This is a genomic window from Vibrio sp. 10N (assembly GCF_036245475.1).
In the GTDB taxonomy this organism is placed as follows: Bacteria; Pseudomonadota; Gammaproteobacteria; order Enterobacterales; family Vibrionaceae; genus Vibrio.
Window position 1 is genome coordinate 1,169,811 of the sequence record NZ_BTPM01000002.1, and the last position, 16,170, is coordinate 1,185,980.

General features: G+C 46.0%; 16 protein-coding genes. 4 read left to right on the forward strand and 12 right to left on the reverse strand.

The features are described from left to right. Positions 1–5 precede the first annotated feature (5 nt). The 3 genes from AAA946_RS21430 to yjjG form a co-directional block, all read right to left on the reverse strand. Positions 6–350: a c-type cytochrome gene (locus AAA946_RS21430; RefSeq protein WP_338166775.1), complete on the reverse strand. Its 345-nt coding sequence runs from the start codon at positions 348–350 to the stop codon at positions 6–8. Between the two features lie 279 nt (positions 351–629). After that, positions 630–2,684 carry a sensor domain-containing protein gene (locus tag AAA946_RS21435; protein ID WP_338166776.1) on the reverse strand — a complete coding sequence of 685 codons (2,055 nt, stop codon included), beginning with the start codon at positions 2,682–2,684 and terminating at the stop codon, positions 630–632. Positions 2,685–2,900: 216 nt separating this feature from the next. Next, complete coding sequence (yjjG, locus tag AAA946_RS21440) at positions 2,901–3,575, reverse strand: pyrimidine 5'-nucleotidase (RefSeq protein ID WP_338166777.1); 675 nt, start codon at positions 3,573–3,575, stop codon at positions 2,901–2,903. Between the two features lie 201 nt (positions 3,576–3,776). Between yjjG and AAA946_RS21445 the strand changes: the two genes are divergently transcribed. The 3 genes from AAA946_RS21445 (at position 3,777) to AAA946_RS21455 (ending at position 5,654) form a co-directional block, all read left to right on the forward strand. Beyond that, positions 3,777–3,959, forward strand: coding sequence for a hypothetical protein (locus AAA946_RS21445; RefSeq protein ID WP_112460110.1), 183 nt, complete (start codon positions 3,777–3,779; stop codon positions 3,957–3,959). 12 nt (positions 3,960–3,971) lie between these two features. Next, positions 3,972–5,186 (forward strand): MFS transporter, encoded by a 1,215-nt coding sequence (locus AAA946_RS21450; protein WP_338166778.1) that lies wholly within the window; start codon positions 3,972–3,974, stop codon positions 5,184–5,186. Between the two features lie 171 nt (positions 5,187–5,357). Then, a complete protein-coding gene (locus tag AAA946_RS21455; RefSeq protein WP_338166779.1) occupies positions 5,358–5,654 on the forward strand; it encodes a hypothetical protein in 297 nt (98 codons plus the stop codon). 268 nt (positions 5,655–5,922) lie between these two features. Here the strand turns inward: AAA946_RS21455 and pstB are convergent, their stop codons facing one another. The 5 genes from pstB to AAA946_RS21480 form a co-directional block, all read right to left on the reverse strand. Beyond that, entirely contained in the window at positions 5,923–6,672 is a 750-nt protein-coding gene (gene pstB, locus AAA946_RS21460; protein WP_338166780.1) for a phosphate ABC transporter ATP-binding protein PstB, read from the reverse strand. A 98-nt stretch (positions 6,673–6,770) separates the two neighbouring features. Further along, positions 6,771–7,634 (reverse strand): phosphate ABC transporter permease PstA, encoded by an 864-nt coding sequence (gene pstA, locus AAA946_RS21465; protein ID WP_338166781.1) that lies wholly within the window; start codon positions 7,632–7,634, stop codon positions 6,771–6,773. 5 nt (positions 7,635–7,639) lie between these two features. Then, a complete protein-coding gene (gene pstC, locus AAA946_RS21470) occupies positions 7,640–8,572 on the reverse strand; it encodes a phosphate ABC transporter permease subunit PstC (RefSeq protein WP_338166782.1) in 933 nt (310 codons plus the stop codon). 94 nt (positions 8,573–8,666) lie between these two features. Beyond that, entirely contained in the window at positions 8,667–9,488 is an 822-nt protein-coding gene (locus AAA946_RS21475) for a phosphate ABC transporter substrate-binding protein (RefSeq protein ID WP_338166783.1), read from the reverse strand. A 298-nt stretch (positions 9,489–9,786) separates the two neighbouring features. After that, complete coding sequence (locus AAA946_RS21480) at positions 9,787–11,115, reverse strand: DEAD/DEAH box helicase (RefSeq protein ID WP_338166784.1); 1,329 nt, start codon at positions 11,113–11,115, stop codon at positions 9,787–9,789. 411 nt (positions 11,116–11,526) lie between these two features. On the opposite strand from AAA946_RS21480, the gene AAA946_RS21485 reads away from it, so the two are divergent. Continuing rightward, positions 11,527–11,775: an Lpp/OprI family alanine-zipper lipoprotein gene (locus AAA946_RS21485; RefSeq protein ID WP_338166785.1), complete on the forward strand. Its 249-nt coding sequence runs from the start codon at positions 11,527–11,529 to the stop codon at positions 11,773–11,775. Positions 11,776–11,874: 99 nt separating this feature from the next. On the opposite strand, the gene AAA946_RS21490 is transcribed toward AAA946_RS21485, so the two are convergent. The 4 genes from AAA946_RS21490 to AAA946_RS21505 are packed head-to-tail and all read right to left on the reverse strand — an operon-like array spanning position 11,875 to position 15,935. Then, positions 11,875–12,786, reverse strand: coding sequence for a L,D-transpeptidase family protein (locus tag AAA946_RS21490; protein ID WP_338166786.1), 912 nt, complete (start codon positions 12,784–12,786; stop codon positions 11,875–11,877). Further along, on the reverse strand, positions 12,786–14,192 hold the full coding sequence (gene phrB, locus AAA946_RS21495) for a deoxyribodipyrimidine photo-lyase (protein WP_338166787.1): 1,407 nt from the start codon (positions 14,190–14,192) through the stop codon (positions 12,786–12,788). Before phrB ends, AAA946_RS21490 begins: the two co-directional genes overlap by 1 nt. Continuing rightward, positions 14,189–14,995 (reverse strand): MerR family transcriptional regulator, encoded by an 807-nt coding sequence (locus tag AAA946_RS21500; RefSeq protein WP_338166788.1) that lies wholly within the window; start codon positions 14,993–14,995, stop codon positions 14,189–14,191. The genes phrB and AAA946_RS21500 overlap by 4 nt, the downstream gene beginning before the upstream one ends. Continuing rightward, positions 14,985–15,935, reverse strand: coding sequence for a YbgA family protein (locus AAA946_RS21505; protein WP_338166789.1), 951 nt, complete (start codon positions 15,933–15,935; stop codon positions 14,985–14,987). The genes AAA946_RS21500 and AAA946_RS21505 overlap by 11 nt, the downstream gene beginning before the upstream one ends. Between the last annotated feature and the right edge of the window lie 235 nt (positions 15,936–16,170).

Here is a 16,170-nt window from a genome sequence, read left to right on the forward strand (position 1 = left end):
CTCCCTCACTGCTTGTTGGCATCAGAGCCTAGTTTGGAATAGTAATAGGCGATATCCGCGATATCTTGATCGCTGAGCGCATCGGCTTGCTGCTGCATTAACACCGCCAACCCTCCACTGCGCTCTCTGGTTTGATAACTGCGAAGGGCCGTCATTAGATAACCCATCTTTTGACCTTGCAAGTTTGGGTAGGACTCGATGCTAGAGATGCCATTGTCACCATGACAGGTGGCGCAGATTTTGGCTTTTTCCATACCGATTTGAAATCGTTCATCGGCATGTGTAGTGATGGAAAAGAAGAGAGTTCCAGTAACGAGGACCAGACTAACTCGGGAGGTAAATTTACCCATGATGCGCTTCCTTGTTTTGCGAAAGTCAGGACTGCATGCTTACTGACGTAACGTTTACCGTACTAGATAAAAGTGACTTGATTACAAAGCATAGTTATTGCCCAAGTCGTCAGTCAAAAATCAAAGGCGAGAAAATGTGGACGAAAGTGTTGAGATAAGATAACGCCTTTGCCCTGACTCATGTAGTTACGAGTCAACCGTAACAATAGTGCAAACAAAGGCATCATTCATTGGAGGTGAGCGCTAGCTAGCTATGCTTTTTGGCTCAGTGAGGTTCAACTAGAGACATGTCGAGTGAGTGAAACGCAAAGCAAAATCGCTTGCTGTCAAAGGCTTAGCAAAAGCAAAACCTTGACCAAATTGACAGCCATGCAGAGTAAGAAAGTCTACTTGCTGCTCGGTCTCAATCCCCTCGGCGACCACCCGCAAGTCCAGTGCTTTACCCATAGCGATAATCGCCAATACCAGCGCATTGCTATCACTTTGCTCTGGTACATCGTTTACAAATGAGCGATCAATTTTAAGTTTATTGATCGGCAATCCTTTCAGATAAGAGAGAGAAGAGTACCCAGTACCAAAGTCATCGAGTGAAACATCAACCCCAAGCTCACGTAATTGATTCAGCGTGTTAATTGCATGCTTTTGGTTATGAAGCAGAAAGCTCTCTGTTATTTCAATCTCAAGCTGCTGCAAAGGAAAACCGGTTTGCTGGGTGATATCGGCCAACTGCGCTACAAACTCCGCTCTTTGTAATTGCAGCGCCGACACATTAACCGCCAATTTGCCAAACTCAATCCCCTGATCTAACCACTGTTTACCTTGCTGACATGCGGCCTTCAATACCCAATGACCAATACGTTGAATTAGCCCTGTTTTCTCAGCGATAGGAATAAACAAGCTTGGCGGTATAAAGCCCAATTCTGGATGTTCCCAGCGCAGTAACGCCTCAACCCCTACCAGCGCGTTATCCTCTAATCGATATTGTGGCTGATAGGCCAATGACAGTTGCTCTTTATCGACGGCATCATGGAGAGCAGACTGAATACGAACATGCTGTACCGAGCGGTCTGTTAGGTGGGGAGAGTAAAACGCATAGCCGCTCCGACCGTTCTTTTTAGCAAGGTACATTGCCGTATCCGCATTTTTTAGTAACGTTTCGCTGTCACTGCCGTCATGTGGGAAACGAGCGACACCGATACTGCCAGACACGCGTAAGTGCTCATCGTGCTCAAACTTAAAAGGCGTATTAAATACGCCTAATGTCTGGTCGATAATATCCAATAATGCCGCTTCACCGCTGTAGTCACTTAAAATAATGACGAACTCATCGCCTCCAATTCGACCTATGTTCGCGTTGCCCGCTTGGATCGCCAGCAACCGCTCTGCTACTTGGGCCAGTAACTTGTCTCCAAATAAGTGTCCCTTACTGTCATTGATGTGCTTAAAGTGGTCAAGATCGAGAAACAGCGTAGCAAAGGGCTTGTTGCCCTTTTCGCCAAGCGCGATACTCTGCTCTAGCAAGTGAGTAAGGTGAACGCGATTTGGTAAGTTGGTCAGGGGATCAAAAAACGCCATACGACGCAGCTTTTCTTCATGAGCTTTGCGAAGCGAGATATCTTCAAAGACACAGATGTAGTGCAGCAACACACCACAGTCATCAGTAATCGCGCTTATAGTGGCTAATTGAGGATAAACACTACCGTTCTTCTTACGGTTAATGAACTCTCCTTTCCACTGTCCATGCGTCTGCAATTGTCGCCAAAGCTCTGCATAGAAGTCCGCATCGTGTTGTCCGGATTGCAAAAAACTTGGGTTGCGCCCAATGACTTCCGCTTCATCGTATCCAGTTACGGAGGTAAACGCGTGGTTTACATCCATAATATTGGCTTTATGATCGGTGATCATCATGCCTTCTTGAAAATTATTGAAGATCTCGGAAGTGAGCGAGAGCCTCGCTTCCATTTGTTTTCTTCGTGTAGCATTGCGGGTCATACCGATAATGCCCACTACCCCACCAGCCTCATCTTTTATCGGTGACTTGACTGTTTCCAACCAAACTTCATTGCCATATTTGTCCAGCGCCGCACACTCTTCCACAGTTTGCTGGCCACCCTTGGCGATGACTTTTTCATCGATGTGTTTGAAGTATTCGGCACGCTCAACACTGAACAATTGTTCATCGGTCTTGCCATAAATATGCGCGCGAGTATGGTGCCAAGCGGCTTCGCTGGCTTCGTTAACAGCAACATAACGTCCATTGGCATCTTTGACCCATATATGATCATCAAGTGCATCAATAAATTGCTGAAGCGTTGGGAGGGTTTTTAAAGACATGATACAGAAACTCAGAACTACTCATTCGTTCGGCTAGGCCAAAGTTCCCTTGACCGAAGTTTCAGCATATCGTACTAAATGCAGATGAGGATTTATACCGAACAGACGTTTGAATGTGAAGATTGTCAGTTACTCAATAGGGGTAAAGTGCAAAGTTGAGTTTACAACCTATTACATTTCACCCCAATAGCGCCTACTCTTCGGTTTATCCGAGGCTTATGCGAACAGTGTTGTCCTTAATTGTTCAAGAGAATTCACTTCATAATGAGGTTGGATACCCTCTGGTACTGGCGCACCTTGAGTGTTCAGCCAGCAAGTTTCAATACCGAAGTTCATCCCACCGAGAACGTCAGAGTGTGGATTATCGCCAACCATAAGAATTCTAGTTTTACACGGTAGCCCCATCAATTGATGAGCATGGTCAAAAATCCCGAGATCAGGTTTTGCTACCCCCACTTCCTCAGAGATAACCACGTGTTCAAAGTAGTCACTAAGCCCAGTGCGCTCAAGACGAATCGCTTGCAGTTCAGTAAAGCCATTGGTAATGATACCCAGTTTTGCATGGCCTGAAAGTGCATCGAGCAGCTCTTTTGCACCCGGCAACAGAGTACAAATATCCGCCATCGCTTCTAGAAACGCAGAATTTAGCTCAAAAGGTGTGATGCCAAGTTTCGCAGCCCAGCCTTCAAAACGAATGGTCTTAAGATCATCAGCGGTGATTTTTCCATCTTGATAGTCCACCCATAACGGCTTATTGACCAATTGATACGCGTCATAGTCTTCTCGCGTGAAATTAACGCCAAAACGCTCAAACATCAGCCTCATGCCACCAAATGAATCAAAGTGGAACAGCGTCTCGTCCGCGTCAAATAGAACCCAATCGTACTTCATTATTATTGTATCCCTAGTGATGAACCGCGGAATTATACCCCCTCAAATGGCGAATAGGTACTCAGAGGGAACGTTGATTTTTAAATATGCATTTCATGCATACATTACTTCACTAAATGTCATTTGAGTCATACCCGGTAGATCATTACACTGCGCGCTCTTTTTTAACGCCACTTTTGCGCATCAACGCGAATTGAGTTTATGTCCTCACAATCCATTTTTGCTCAGCTAATACGAATGTTGCTGCTTCTTGCCGTGGCATTGATGGCGGTGCACCACTCACCCACCTTGCTCGACCTTTTGGCCAAGCAAGCCATTAACAGTGGGTGTCACCAACAAAACCCATCTGATCCTATGGATCACTCACACCACCATCATCACTAGAGTGTTATTACAATGAGTATTTTCCGCTTTCCAGCCCTAGTTTGGCTGGGTATTGGCATCCTGATCGTCAGCTTGGGCATTCGCCAGTCATTTGGCATTTTTATGATGCCAATTTCCGATCATTTCCAGACAGGACGTGAATTCTTTAGCTTCGCCATTGCGCTGCAAAACTTACTGTTTGGTATGTTCCAACCCTTTGTTGGAATGGCTGCGGATAAATGGGGCTCAAAACGCATCATTTTGATGGGCTCTATCGCCTATGCTGTGGGCTTGTATTTGACCTCTGTTACTACAGAAGCCTCTGTGCTTTATTTCTCACTCGGCGCATTAGTTGGCTTGGGTCTTAGCGCAACGAGTTATGTGATTGTTCTCGGTGCTGTTGCTAAAGTAGTACCTGCGGAACACGCTGCTAAAGCATTTGGCCTAACTACCGCTGCTGGCTCGTTCGGTATGTTCGCGATGATCCCTGGCGCCCAATTGATGCTACAAGATATGGGCTGGCAAGGCGCACTGCAAGGTTTTGCTGTGCTTTGTACCATGATGATTGCTTTTTCACTATTTATGAAATCAGCACGCCCAAGTAATAGTGCCAATGGTACAGCTGAGCAAAACGAGCTAACACTGAAGCAAGCCCTTAAAGAAGCTTTCAATCATAAAGGTTACTGGCTTATCCATGCTGGTTTCTTCGTTTGTGGCTTCCACGTGATGTTTATCGCGACGCACTTACCAAGCTACTTAGCCGATAAAGATCTTCCTGCTAGTAGTGCAGCACTGGCGCTTGCTTACGTGGGTATCTTCAATATCTTTGGTTCGTACTTCTGGGGTTTGATGGGCGATAAGTTCAGTAAACGCCATGTGATGTCGATGCTGTACTTATTTAGAACGGTTGTAATTGCTGCGTTTGTGACGATGCCAGTCACAGAGCACACTGCCGCGCTATTTGGTGGTGCCATCGGTTTTTGTTGGTTAGGTACAGTACCGCTAACCTCTGGCCTCGTTCGTCAGATCTTCGGCGCGCGTTACCTATCAACCTTGTACGGGTTGGTGTTCTTCACTCACCAAGTAGGCAGTTTCCTTGGTGCTTGGGCTGGCGGTAGGATCTACGATTACTACGGCTCTTACGAGCCTATCTGGTGGTCAACGGTTGTTCTGGCTTTTGCAGCCGCGCTGATTCATTTGCCAATCAATGATAAGCCGCTGCGCCCAACTGCAACGGCAACCGCCTAGTTACCGCAACCTAATCTCGCTAAGCCAACGTTTATTCGTTGGCTTTTTTCTATTTTTAAAAGGTCAGTGTGACTTCAATCGCTAACTTCAATAGTTGCGACTTTTCTCCTATGGTAAGAGAAGGAAAAGTTTCCTAGGATTAGAGCATTCACTCATACTTGGAATTACATTGTGGAAATTGATCAACAAAGTCCCGTAGAAGACTCGCAACTCGTCAAATGGCTAACGAATAAACTTGGTGACCTTTCCCCCGCAGCAAATGCAGGCGCAGAGGCGCTAGACCGCAGTGATATCTTTGAGCTGAGTAAGGTAATTTCTGACTTCTTTGCCCAGGAACATGTCGCGCACAACGACAAGAACTACGCCATTGTTTACGGATTGATTACTGGCTATCGCGCCGATCAGGCTGTATCTCATCAAGAGATGCTGGATTACCTCACCAGTTGCGTGTTTCTATTCCAAAACTAATTCGCGACTGCAAACAACACGTCTACGACTAACGTCAAACCTTAAACGAGGTTTGACGTTTTTGTTTGTTTTTTTCAGCAGCGCAGCGATCAACAAGCTCACTTTGTACAGACGAAAAAAAGCCCTTCACATGGAAGGGCAATAGTACCATCGCTTATAGTTATAGTGATATGCCAGTAAATTCTGTCATTTGCTAATGCTGTGATTCAAAACGAATCGTGCGAAACATGGAAATTGTGTTCAAACGATTACAAGCGTTACGCTGCCATTAACCAAAGTCACCGTTTACGTAACCTTGAGTGCGGTCATCACTTGGATTAGAGAAAATAACCTGAGTTTCGTTGTGCTCAACCAGTTCACCCATTAGGAAGAACGCAGTGCGGTCTGAAATACGACGCGCTTGCTGCATTGAGTGAGTAACGATAACGATGGTGTAGTCTTTTTTAAGCTCTTCCATCAACTCTTCAATTTTGTGTGTCGCGATTGGATCAAGTGCCGACGTTGGCTCATCCATCAGGATAACGTCAGGCTGCATGGCAATCGTACGAGCGATACATAGACGCTGCTGCTGACCACCAGACAGACCAAACGCATGCGACTTAAGACGGTCTTTTACTTCGTCCCAAAGCGCTGCACCGCGAAGCGAGCTTTCAACCACTTCGTCAATGTGCTTCTTGTCTTTGATGCCTTGTGCACGCAGACCATAAGCCACGTTCTCATAGATGCTCATTGGGAATGGGTTTGGCTTTTGGAATACCATACCTACTTTGATACGTAGGTCAGCAACATCGATGTTGCCGTAGATGTCAGTACCATCCATTTCTAGAAGGCCTGTGATCTTAACGCCTTCAATAAGGTCGTTCATGCGGTTCAAACAGCGTAGCAGCGTCGATTTACCACAACCTGATGGACCGATTAGTGCCGTCACTTGGCGAGTCGGGATCGGTAGGTTGATCGATTTCAGTGCTTGGTTGTCACCGTAGAAAAGGTCTAGATTTTCAATGTTAAACTTGTTCATGTCTTTATTCTCTAAATTCTTTGTCGTGTAAATTCGAGTTTTCATTGATGGCTTAGCTCTTTATGTTCTGGCCTCACCATCCACCGAATTGTTCTCAATTAGTACGTTGCTGTGTTAAAGCGGCTAGCGATAAACTTCGTTAGCGTGTTGATAAGTAGGACGACCACAATCAGTACGGTCGCTGTGCCGTATGCTTGGTTCCACTCGTCAATCGTAAACAGTTCCGTTGTGAGTTTGTACAGGTGAACCGTTAGGGTACGACCTGAATCTAACAGTGAGTCTGGGACACGTGCCACCATACCTGCTGTTAGGAATACCGGTGCAGATTCACCGATTACACGACCAATACTTAGAATGACCGAAGTAAGAATACCTGGAGTTGCACTTGGCAAGATAAGACGCCAAATGGTGTAGATTTTCGATGCGCCCAAACCGTAAGAACCTTCACGGTAAGTTTGCGGTACCGCCATCAACGCTTCTTCTGTGGTACGAATAATAACCGGCAGAATCAGGATACTCAGCGTAAGTGCACCCGATAGAATCGAGAAGCCAAAGCCCAAGATAACCACGAAGAACGTCATACCGAACAGACCGAAGATGATTGACGGAATACCTGCCAACGACTCAGTACAGAAACGAATAACCTTAACCAACTTGCTGCCTACTTTCGCATACTCGGTCAAGTAAATAGCCGTCATAATGCCCAGTGGCGCGGCTACTGCAATCGACGCGAAAACCATGTAAATGGTTGAGATGATCATCGGGAAGATGCCCTTCTCTTTGCCTGTTGCTGTGTAGTTGTCAGTAATAAAGTTCCAATCCACGTGCTGAAGACCGTTAGAAAGGATGTACCAAATAATCCAGAACAAAAAGCCAACGGTCAGCACTGCTGCTGCCCACACAAAGGCATTTAGAATCGCGTCTTTTTGGTCACGCGCTTTCTTTAGTTTTACTGTATCCATAATAATTACTTCGCTTTCTCACGGTTCAAGTAAAGTAGAGCTGAGTTGAGCATCATGATAAACACCAGAAGCACAACACCAGTCGCGTAGAGCGCGTTTGCGTGAACGCCACTTGCGTAAGACATTTCGATCGCGATGTTCGCGGTAAGAGTACGTGCTGACTCCAAAATGCTACCTGGCATCGCTGGCGCGTTACCCATTACCATAATGATGGCCATGGTTTCACCTAGCGCACGACCGATACCCAGAATGACGCCAGTCATAATGCCTGAACGAGCCGCCGGAACGAGAAGTTTGAAAATGGTGTAAATCTTTGACGCACCAAGAGCCAATGAGCCCTCTTTGTACGTGCGAGGCACCGCGCGAATCGACGTTTCAGATACCGTAATGACCGTCGGCAGGATCATCACGCCGAGTACAATGATACCGGCAAGAATCGTGTTACCTGCAGGAACATTAAAGATTTGCTGAATAAGCGGTACGATAATAATCAGACCGAAGAAGCCGTAAACGACCGACGGGATACCCGCAAGCAGCTCAACCGCTGGACGGATAATGTCAGCTAGACGTTTTGGCGCAATCTCCGCGATGAAGATAGCCGTTAGAACACCAATGGGTACACCAACCACTACCGCACCAAGCGTTGACACAACCGATGCGACAATCATGGTGGCAACACCATAAAGCGCTGGTGGTAGCCAGTGCTGACCAAGTACGATTCCAGAAACACCCGCTTCTTGGAATGCAGGAATACTTTCTTTAACGATGAAGTAAGCAATAACAGCAAGGGAAAGGATGCCGACTACTGCACTGGTTAGGAAAAGTCCGTGGAAGATTCTCTCTTTCCAATCCACTCGTTTTTGGGTTTTTAGGCCGCGAGTGACAGACTGAGTCGCTTCATTGTTCATAAGCTTCTCACTATTTGTTGCGATGGTCATAATTCTGCTTCTATGTTTGTATTACTTCGATAGACGCGCAAAAGGCTCAGCCCTAAAAGGCGGGCTGAGCAACTTAAATATTTTACTGGGTGACTTAGTTTACAGTGATGTAACCTTTCTTAGCAGATAGTGCTTGAGCTTCGTCAGCAACCATCCAGTCTAGGAACTGTTGAGTTTCAGCTGAAGGTGCGCCATCTTTGTAAAGAACAAGGAATGGACGAGCAACTTTGTAAGAACCGTTTTTCACGTTGTCTACTGTTGCTGCAGCGCCGTCAATTTTTAGAGGCTGAACTGTGTTGTCTACTGTACCTAGAGAGATGTAGCCGATAGCGTATGGGTTACTTGCTACAGATACTTTCAGTGCACCGTTACCGTTAGCAACTTGAGCACGTTGAGAGATAGCCGATACTTTCTTACCGCTGATCTTCATTTTTAGTTTCATGATGTCTTCGAATGCACCACGAGTACCTGAAGCCGTATCACGAGTGATAGCAACGATTGGCTTGTTTTCACCGCCAACTTGGCTCCAGTTATTGATTTCGCCTTTGTAGATGCGAGTGATTTGCTCTGACGTTAGCTCTTTAACACTGTTGTTCGGGTTAACAACAACTGCGATACCGTCACGAGCAATAACGAGCTCTTTAAGGTCTGCGGATTTTTCTTCTGGCTTTAGGTCACGAGAAGAGATACCTAGGTCTGCGCTGCCATCCTTCGCTGCACGAATACCTGCTGAAGAACCTGGTGCTTGGATTTCGATAAACACTGGTTCGCCTTTGTTCATGTAAGTTTCTGCAAAAACTTCAACCAGTGGAGAAGCACTATTAGAACCTACTACAGAGATAGTTTCTTTTGCTGAAGCTGATGTCACTGTTAGTGCGCCTAGTAGAGCGATTGCACCGATAACTGTCTTTTTCATCACAATTTCCTTTGATGGCTTGATTGCCTTGTTTCGTTTGAACGCTGACAAGATTAGTGGGCGAATATGACAGTTGTGTTTCAGTTAGTTGAAAGGTCTATGACAAATGAGAATTTTGAAGATGGAGGTTTATGGGAGAAGATCACCCAAATTCAGTGGTTTATCATGAAGAGTTGAGTACAAACCCAAATATAACAGTCAAAAATTGTACTGTCATATTTGTCATAAAGTGGTTTGTTTGGGGAAAGTTTGAGCGCTACACACGATCAAAAAAGGCCTCAATGAGGCCTTTTTGCGGTTATTCGCTATCTTGTTGCTTAGGTTTTTTCTTCGGAATGAATACCGAATCACCCACTGCCACATTTTTGTAGAAGGTTTTATCGCGATTCGCTGGTTTCTTAGGCGCCGCTTTCTTCTGCTGTGCTTTACCTTTAGCAGCTTGTGCTTTCTTCTTAAAGGCCGGTTTCTTAGGACGGAAGCCTTTAAACTTACCTTTCAGGCCCTCTAATACCGAGAAGCTAATATCTTGCTGAAGGAAAGCCTCAACACGTTTGAAGCTATCCCAGTCTTTTGGACCAACCAAAGAGATTGCATCACCTTTGTTACCAGCGCGGCCAGTGCGGCCTACGCGGTGCACATACTCTTCGGTGTGTTTTGGCATATCGAAGTTAATCACGTGAGTCACCGTTGCGATATCCAGACCTCGAGACGCGACATCGGTAGTCACCAGGATCTTAAATACGTGACGTTCAAACTGACTCATGATGGTGTTACGCTGAGTCTGGTTTAGGTTGCCGCTAAGCGCGATAGCCTTGAGCTGCTTTTCATTGAGCCATTTAGTCAAACGATCAGTATCAACACGAGTAGCAGTAAAGATGATCACTTGCTTGTACTCGGCTTCTTCTAGAATGCGCTCTAGAAGTGCTTCTTTATGATCTAAGTGATCACAAAGGTAGAATTTCTGAGTGATGTCTTTATGTTCTTCATTCGATACACCAATCGAGATACGTTTTGGCGCATCAAGCATCTCTGCAGCAATGTCGTTCACTTCAGCGTGATCAAGCGTGGCAGAAAACATCAGCGTTTGACGGCGGCGGTGTTTTGCAGCGTTGTGGATACGGCGAAGCTCTGGAGCAAAACCGAGATCCAACATACGGTCAGCTTCATCAAGAACCAAAGTCTCCAAACCGTCTAAAAACAGTGAACGGTGCTCTAAGTGGTCAGCCAAACGTCCTGGCGTCGCAACAATGAACTTTGGAAAACGACGTAGCGCTTTCACTTGGTCGTTAAAGTTTTCACCACCTAAGATAAGCGTTGCCTCGTAAGACAAACCACCTAGCATAGATTTAAGCTCACCGTATACCTGCTTTGCCAGTTCACGTGTTGGTGCCAGAATCACACCACGTGGATCTTTTGCAGAAAATGCTTTGTTCTTAAGAGATTTATGCAGCATCGGCAATACAAATGCCAAAGTCTTGCCAGAACCCGTTTTTGAAGATGCCAGCAAATCCTTACCAGCAATAGCTACCGGAATAGCTTGCTTCTGGATATCGGTCGCTTTTTTAAAGTCGTAGTGACTTAAGTTCTTCAATAGTCGGTTATCTAGGCCAAGTTCTTTAAATTGCAATGCAAGTTCTCCTCAGACGGTTGCAGGCTAAAAATGAGCGCGCATGATACCCGATAATTCTCCTTGCCACCAGCGAACAATCAGGGTGAAAAACAAGGTGTCTAAACACATTGTAGGAGAAGTCCGAACTGAAACTGCCCATTTATTAAACTAGAAAAAATAAAATCAGCGGTTACAGAGACTTATCATGGGACGTTTCCATCTACGTGACACAAGTCACATTAATCCTGCTGAGGTTAATCTCATATTTAAGACAAAGGAAGATTAACCCCAAAATGGCGTAATTTTTTGGTTTTTCTGACTTTTAAATAATTTGCGTTCTTAAAATTAGGCACTAAACTCAGAAATAGCCTTTATGCGAACATTCACGTTGCAGGGCTGTTCTAAATACTAATCCTGAAGGAGCTTATAATGAAGAAAGTTTTAATTGCAGCTGCAGCATCGTCAGTTTTACTACTTGCAGGTTGTGCGTCTGGTCCAGATGAAGCAACAACAGCAAAAATGGATGACCTAAGCAACCAAGTTAGCCAGCTAAGTGCAGACGTTCAAGCACTTAAGAGTGAAGTACAAGCAGGCAACAAAAACGCAATGGCAGCTCAAGAAGAAGCTGCACGTGCAAACGAGCGTATCGATAACATCGCTCAATCTTACACTAAGTAAGACGCTAGCCAGACAATCAAAAACGCCCACGATATCGTGGGCGTTTTTTATGTCTTCGATTTAATGAGCGACGACATTCGTTCGTCGCTCATTACTCGTTCACTCAAGATCGTCCATTGCAGGCACGACCTCGATAGGCACACCATTTTGAGCCAAAACCGCCGCACGTGCGATTTTGTCGCGAATACCGTACTCCTCGAGCCACCAAGTCAGCTGTTCTGGGATTTCCATCGTCTTTTTAGTGCCATCACTGCGCGTAAGTGGCTCGTGAGCTTCGATAAACACACTGCGGTCTGGCTCTAACGCGATTTTAATCGGCTCATCAATCACTCTCACTTTGGTACCAAGCTTCACCTGATAGAACAGCCAATCAATATCTTTTGGATCCATACGAATACAGCCCGCGCTTACTCGAAGCCCAATACCAAAGTCCTTGTTTGTTCCATGAATCAAATAACTGCCCGTACCATAGGCGAGACGCATCGCGTAATCACCGAGTGGGTTTTCTGGCCCAGCTGGAACAACATCTGGCAGTTCAACGCCCTTGGCGAGATAATCTTTACGAATAGAAGCCGGAGGCGTCCATGTTGGGTTTTCACGCAACTGGCTAATAGTCGTCGTCATTTCTGGCGTGTCTTGTCCAATACGTCCAATCCCCACGGGAAAGATGTGTACTAAGTTCTTGTCTGGTTCAAAGTAATAGAGGCGCAGTTCCGCCAAATTGATCACTATGCCCTCATAATCGACTTCAGGCAAAATGGCTTGGCTTGGAATCGTCAGTACATAACCTTCCGGCGGCAAAAACGGGTCAACGCCTTTATTGGCGGCCATAAGTGACAAAAAGCCCACATCATACTGCTTAGCGATGTCAGACATCGTCTGCCCCGCTTCGACACTGTGGTATTGCAGCGTACCAACCATATTGCTTCCATCTGTCGGAAGGTCAAAAGTTGCAGCACTCAACCACTGCGAAAATCCTAAGCAAGCTGCCAGAAAGGTCTTACGTAACATCAAAATTGATCCTTAGCTTCTTTATATAAAGCTAAGGTTATCTCTCTTTGTGTCTTGTGATCAACTATTGGCTCCGGATAAGCGACATGATGGAAGTCTGGCCACGTCCAAGGTTTGTGAATGAATTTGTTTGGAACATCACGAAGCGCAGGAAGCCAAGTACGAACAAACTCACCTTGGGCGTCAAAACGCTCTCCCTGAGTGATTGGATTAAAGATACGAAAATAAGGTTGCCCATCACACCCCGTCGATGCACACCACTGCCAGCCGCCATTGTTGGCTGCGAAATCCCCATCTATGAGTCGACTCAAAAAGTAGCGCTCACCTCGTCGCCAATCAATATTGAGATCTTTGGTTAAAAAGCTCGCCACTATCATCCTTAACCTATTGTGCATCCAGCCTGTTTGATTGAGCTGCTGCATTGCCGCATCGACTATTGGGTAACCGGTTTTGCCTTGACACCAACGCTCAAACCAAGCGTCCTCCCCCGGCCAGCGCAGCAATGTCTCCCACTCTAAATAGCCTATGCGTTTACATAACTTCGGCTCAAAGTAGACCAGATGCTGATAAAACTCTCGCCAGATTAACTCACTCAACCAAACTTGTGCTCCCTCTGATAAAGGCTCACTGCCAGCATCATAGTAAAGGCGGGCAATACACTGACGCACCGACAGTGCGCCAATCGCCAAATAGGGACTCAACTGACTGGTTCCGTCTATGGCCGGAATGTCGCGTTCACTGTGATAGTGGCCAACCGACTGGTCAGAAAAATGTCTGAGCCTAGTTAGAATATCTTCCGTTGATATAAAATATTCGCCGCTATCCTGCCTTGGGTAGGTGAAACACTCTTCCAAACTAGGGGCCGAAGGCAACTCTATATGACAAGGTACGGAAACAGTAGGTTTGATCACCTCCACTCGTGAAAACTGCAGTTGCCACGCTTTGCGAAATGGGGTGAAAACTTTGAAATAGCCACCTTGTTTATTGAGCACACTCCCGGGAGGCAACATGCATTTATCGTCGAAAAGATGCACTGTGACCCCAAAGCTAATACCAAGCTGTCCAAGTTGCTCTGCACGGCGGCGCTCGTTGAGCTCGTAATCTTTATTAAGATAGATATCGGTCACGTCATGTTGACGACAGAAATCAATCAACCACTGATTTGCAGAATCAAAGTCAGTGGCATAGGCAAACAGCAAAGGCACATTGAGCTCTCGAAGTTCGCTTTCGATCTCTTTTAGACGCCTGAATATCAAATCAGCTTGTATCGGCGCTAAGTCGTGCTGCGCCCACTGCTGTGGAGTGACAATAAAACAACCGACAACAGGCGTTTGACCATCAATTGCAGCATTAAGCGCCGTATTATCGATGGTTCGCAGATCACGGTTAAACAGCACCAACTTCATAGTGTTTTGCTCACTTTGTTATCGAGTAGATGTTCAATCACAGGAGAGAGTGACCAGGCCGGATCGGCTCTATCCCGCTGGAGGCGAATTGCTTCTAGCTGTTTTTCAGATAGGGATTTCTCAGCAAACAGATGTACCAAGTCGAACTCCATCGGTTCCCCCAACAACGCTGACACATCCTCCACACCATCAATAAAGGTAACACTTGCTCCTTGCTCGGACAGTCTGGCATACCATAGCCAAGCAAAAAGATTACCGCTTACGTCCATACTCACGAGCAGCGTTGGCGCAGAACGCTTTCGTTTGCGCTCTAGGTTAGCCATGATGGCAAGTTTTTGAATCATCGCAGTTTTGAAGAGCGACTGCTGAATTGCTTTGGGGCTAAGCTTCAAAAATTCGGTCGCATTTAGCACGGGAATGACAAACTTTCCTTCAACGACATCCAGTGGGTACTCTTTCAACACCGTGTCTATTATGGCATCCACTTTCTTACTGTTCACAGTGCCGAGGGCATCGAGCAGCACCGTAACTTCTTCCAGTTGCTCAGTTTCCATGTCGGCTTGGGTTAGAGTTTTGGAATCAATCAGCGCTTTCACCTTACCTATAGACACGCCTTTGCTCAGCCAGCTCTGTATTGTGTTTATGCGCTCAACATCTTGCGCCGTATATAGGCGATGACCTTTGTCTGAGCGTTGCGGTTGGATCAAGTTATAACGTCGCTGCCAAGCTCGCAGAGTCACTGGCTTGACGCCAGTGATATCCGCTACTTCACGAATCGCGTACAAGGTATTACTACAAACCATATCGTAATCGCATCTCTTCTGGGTGAGGCTGTAAAAACTGCTGGTGTGCCAAGTAGTCGTCTGGATAGGTGTTGAGGTAATGCTTAAGTAGAGTTAAAGGCGCGAGTACAGGTAGCAGCCCATTGCGATAGTCATCAATGACCGTCGCCAGCTCTGCTTTTTCTGATTTATTCAACGAGCGCTTAAAGTAGCCTTGGATGTGCATCAGTACGTTTGTCACGTTCTTGCGGCTGGCGCGATTTTTCAAACCGTCCATGAGTCCAAGACGATATGCCTGATAAAAGTCGTCCGGTTTGTATGTCGATTGGTTTGCCACTAGGCGTCCTAAGCTCTTATAAGACTTAGGGTCATGTGCCATCAGCGTCAGCTTGTAGCGCGAATGAAATGCGACGATTTTCCCCGGCGTCGGCTCGCCGCCCATGGAATCGTAGAAGTCTTTCAAACAATACACTCGAGAGATAAAGTTTTCTTTCAAAATAGGATCATTGAGACGCCCGTCTTCTTCCACTGGCAACCAAGGCATCTTTTTCATCAAGTGCTCGGTGTACAGCCCCACCCCATCGGTGCGAGCATGGCCGCGTGTGTACACTTTAACGCGCTCCATGCCACAGCTAGGCGACTTGGCACACACGATATAACCACACATCTCTGTGTCTTCAAGCTCGGCAACTTTTTGAGTTGTAAAACGCATCATGCCATCGGTGTGGTCTTTCTCTGCATCTTTAGTGTCCACCAGTGCAATGCGCTCTTCATTACTCATCAAACGAATAGTAGGTCTAGGAACAGGTAACCCCATCCCGACTTCCGGGCAGACAGACACAAAATCAAAATAGTCTCTGAGTTCTTTGTTGACGTAAGTGCTCTGCTTGTGACCAGAATCAAATCGCACTTTCTCACCTAACAAACAGGAACTGATACCCACTGTAATTTTCTCGCTCATCGTCTCATCCCTCTTATCTGATATCAGGTCACCCCGGTAAGCTACGAAGCCACACAAGCATTCAACCGCTTCCTGAAGTGATACAAAAATTTGTTTTGTACAATTATATGGTCGTCGTTCTCAAATGGTTCACTCACAGGACGAATATTTTATGATTCGGTTAATCAGCGAAAAAATCGATTGCTCAACCACTTTCAACATATTTGGTTATCATCATGTATTTCTCTGTGCACTA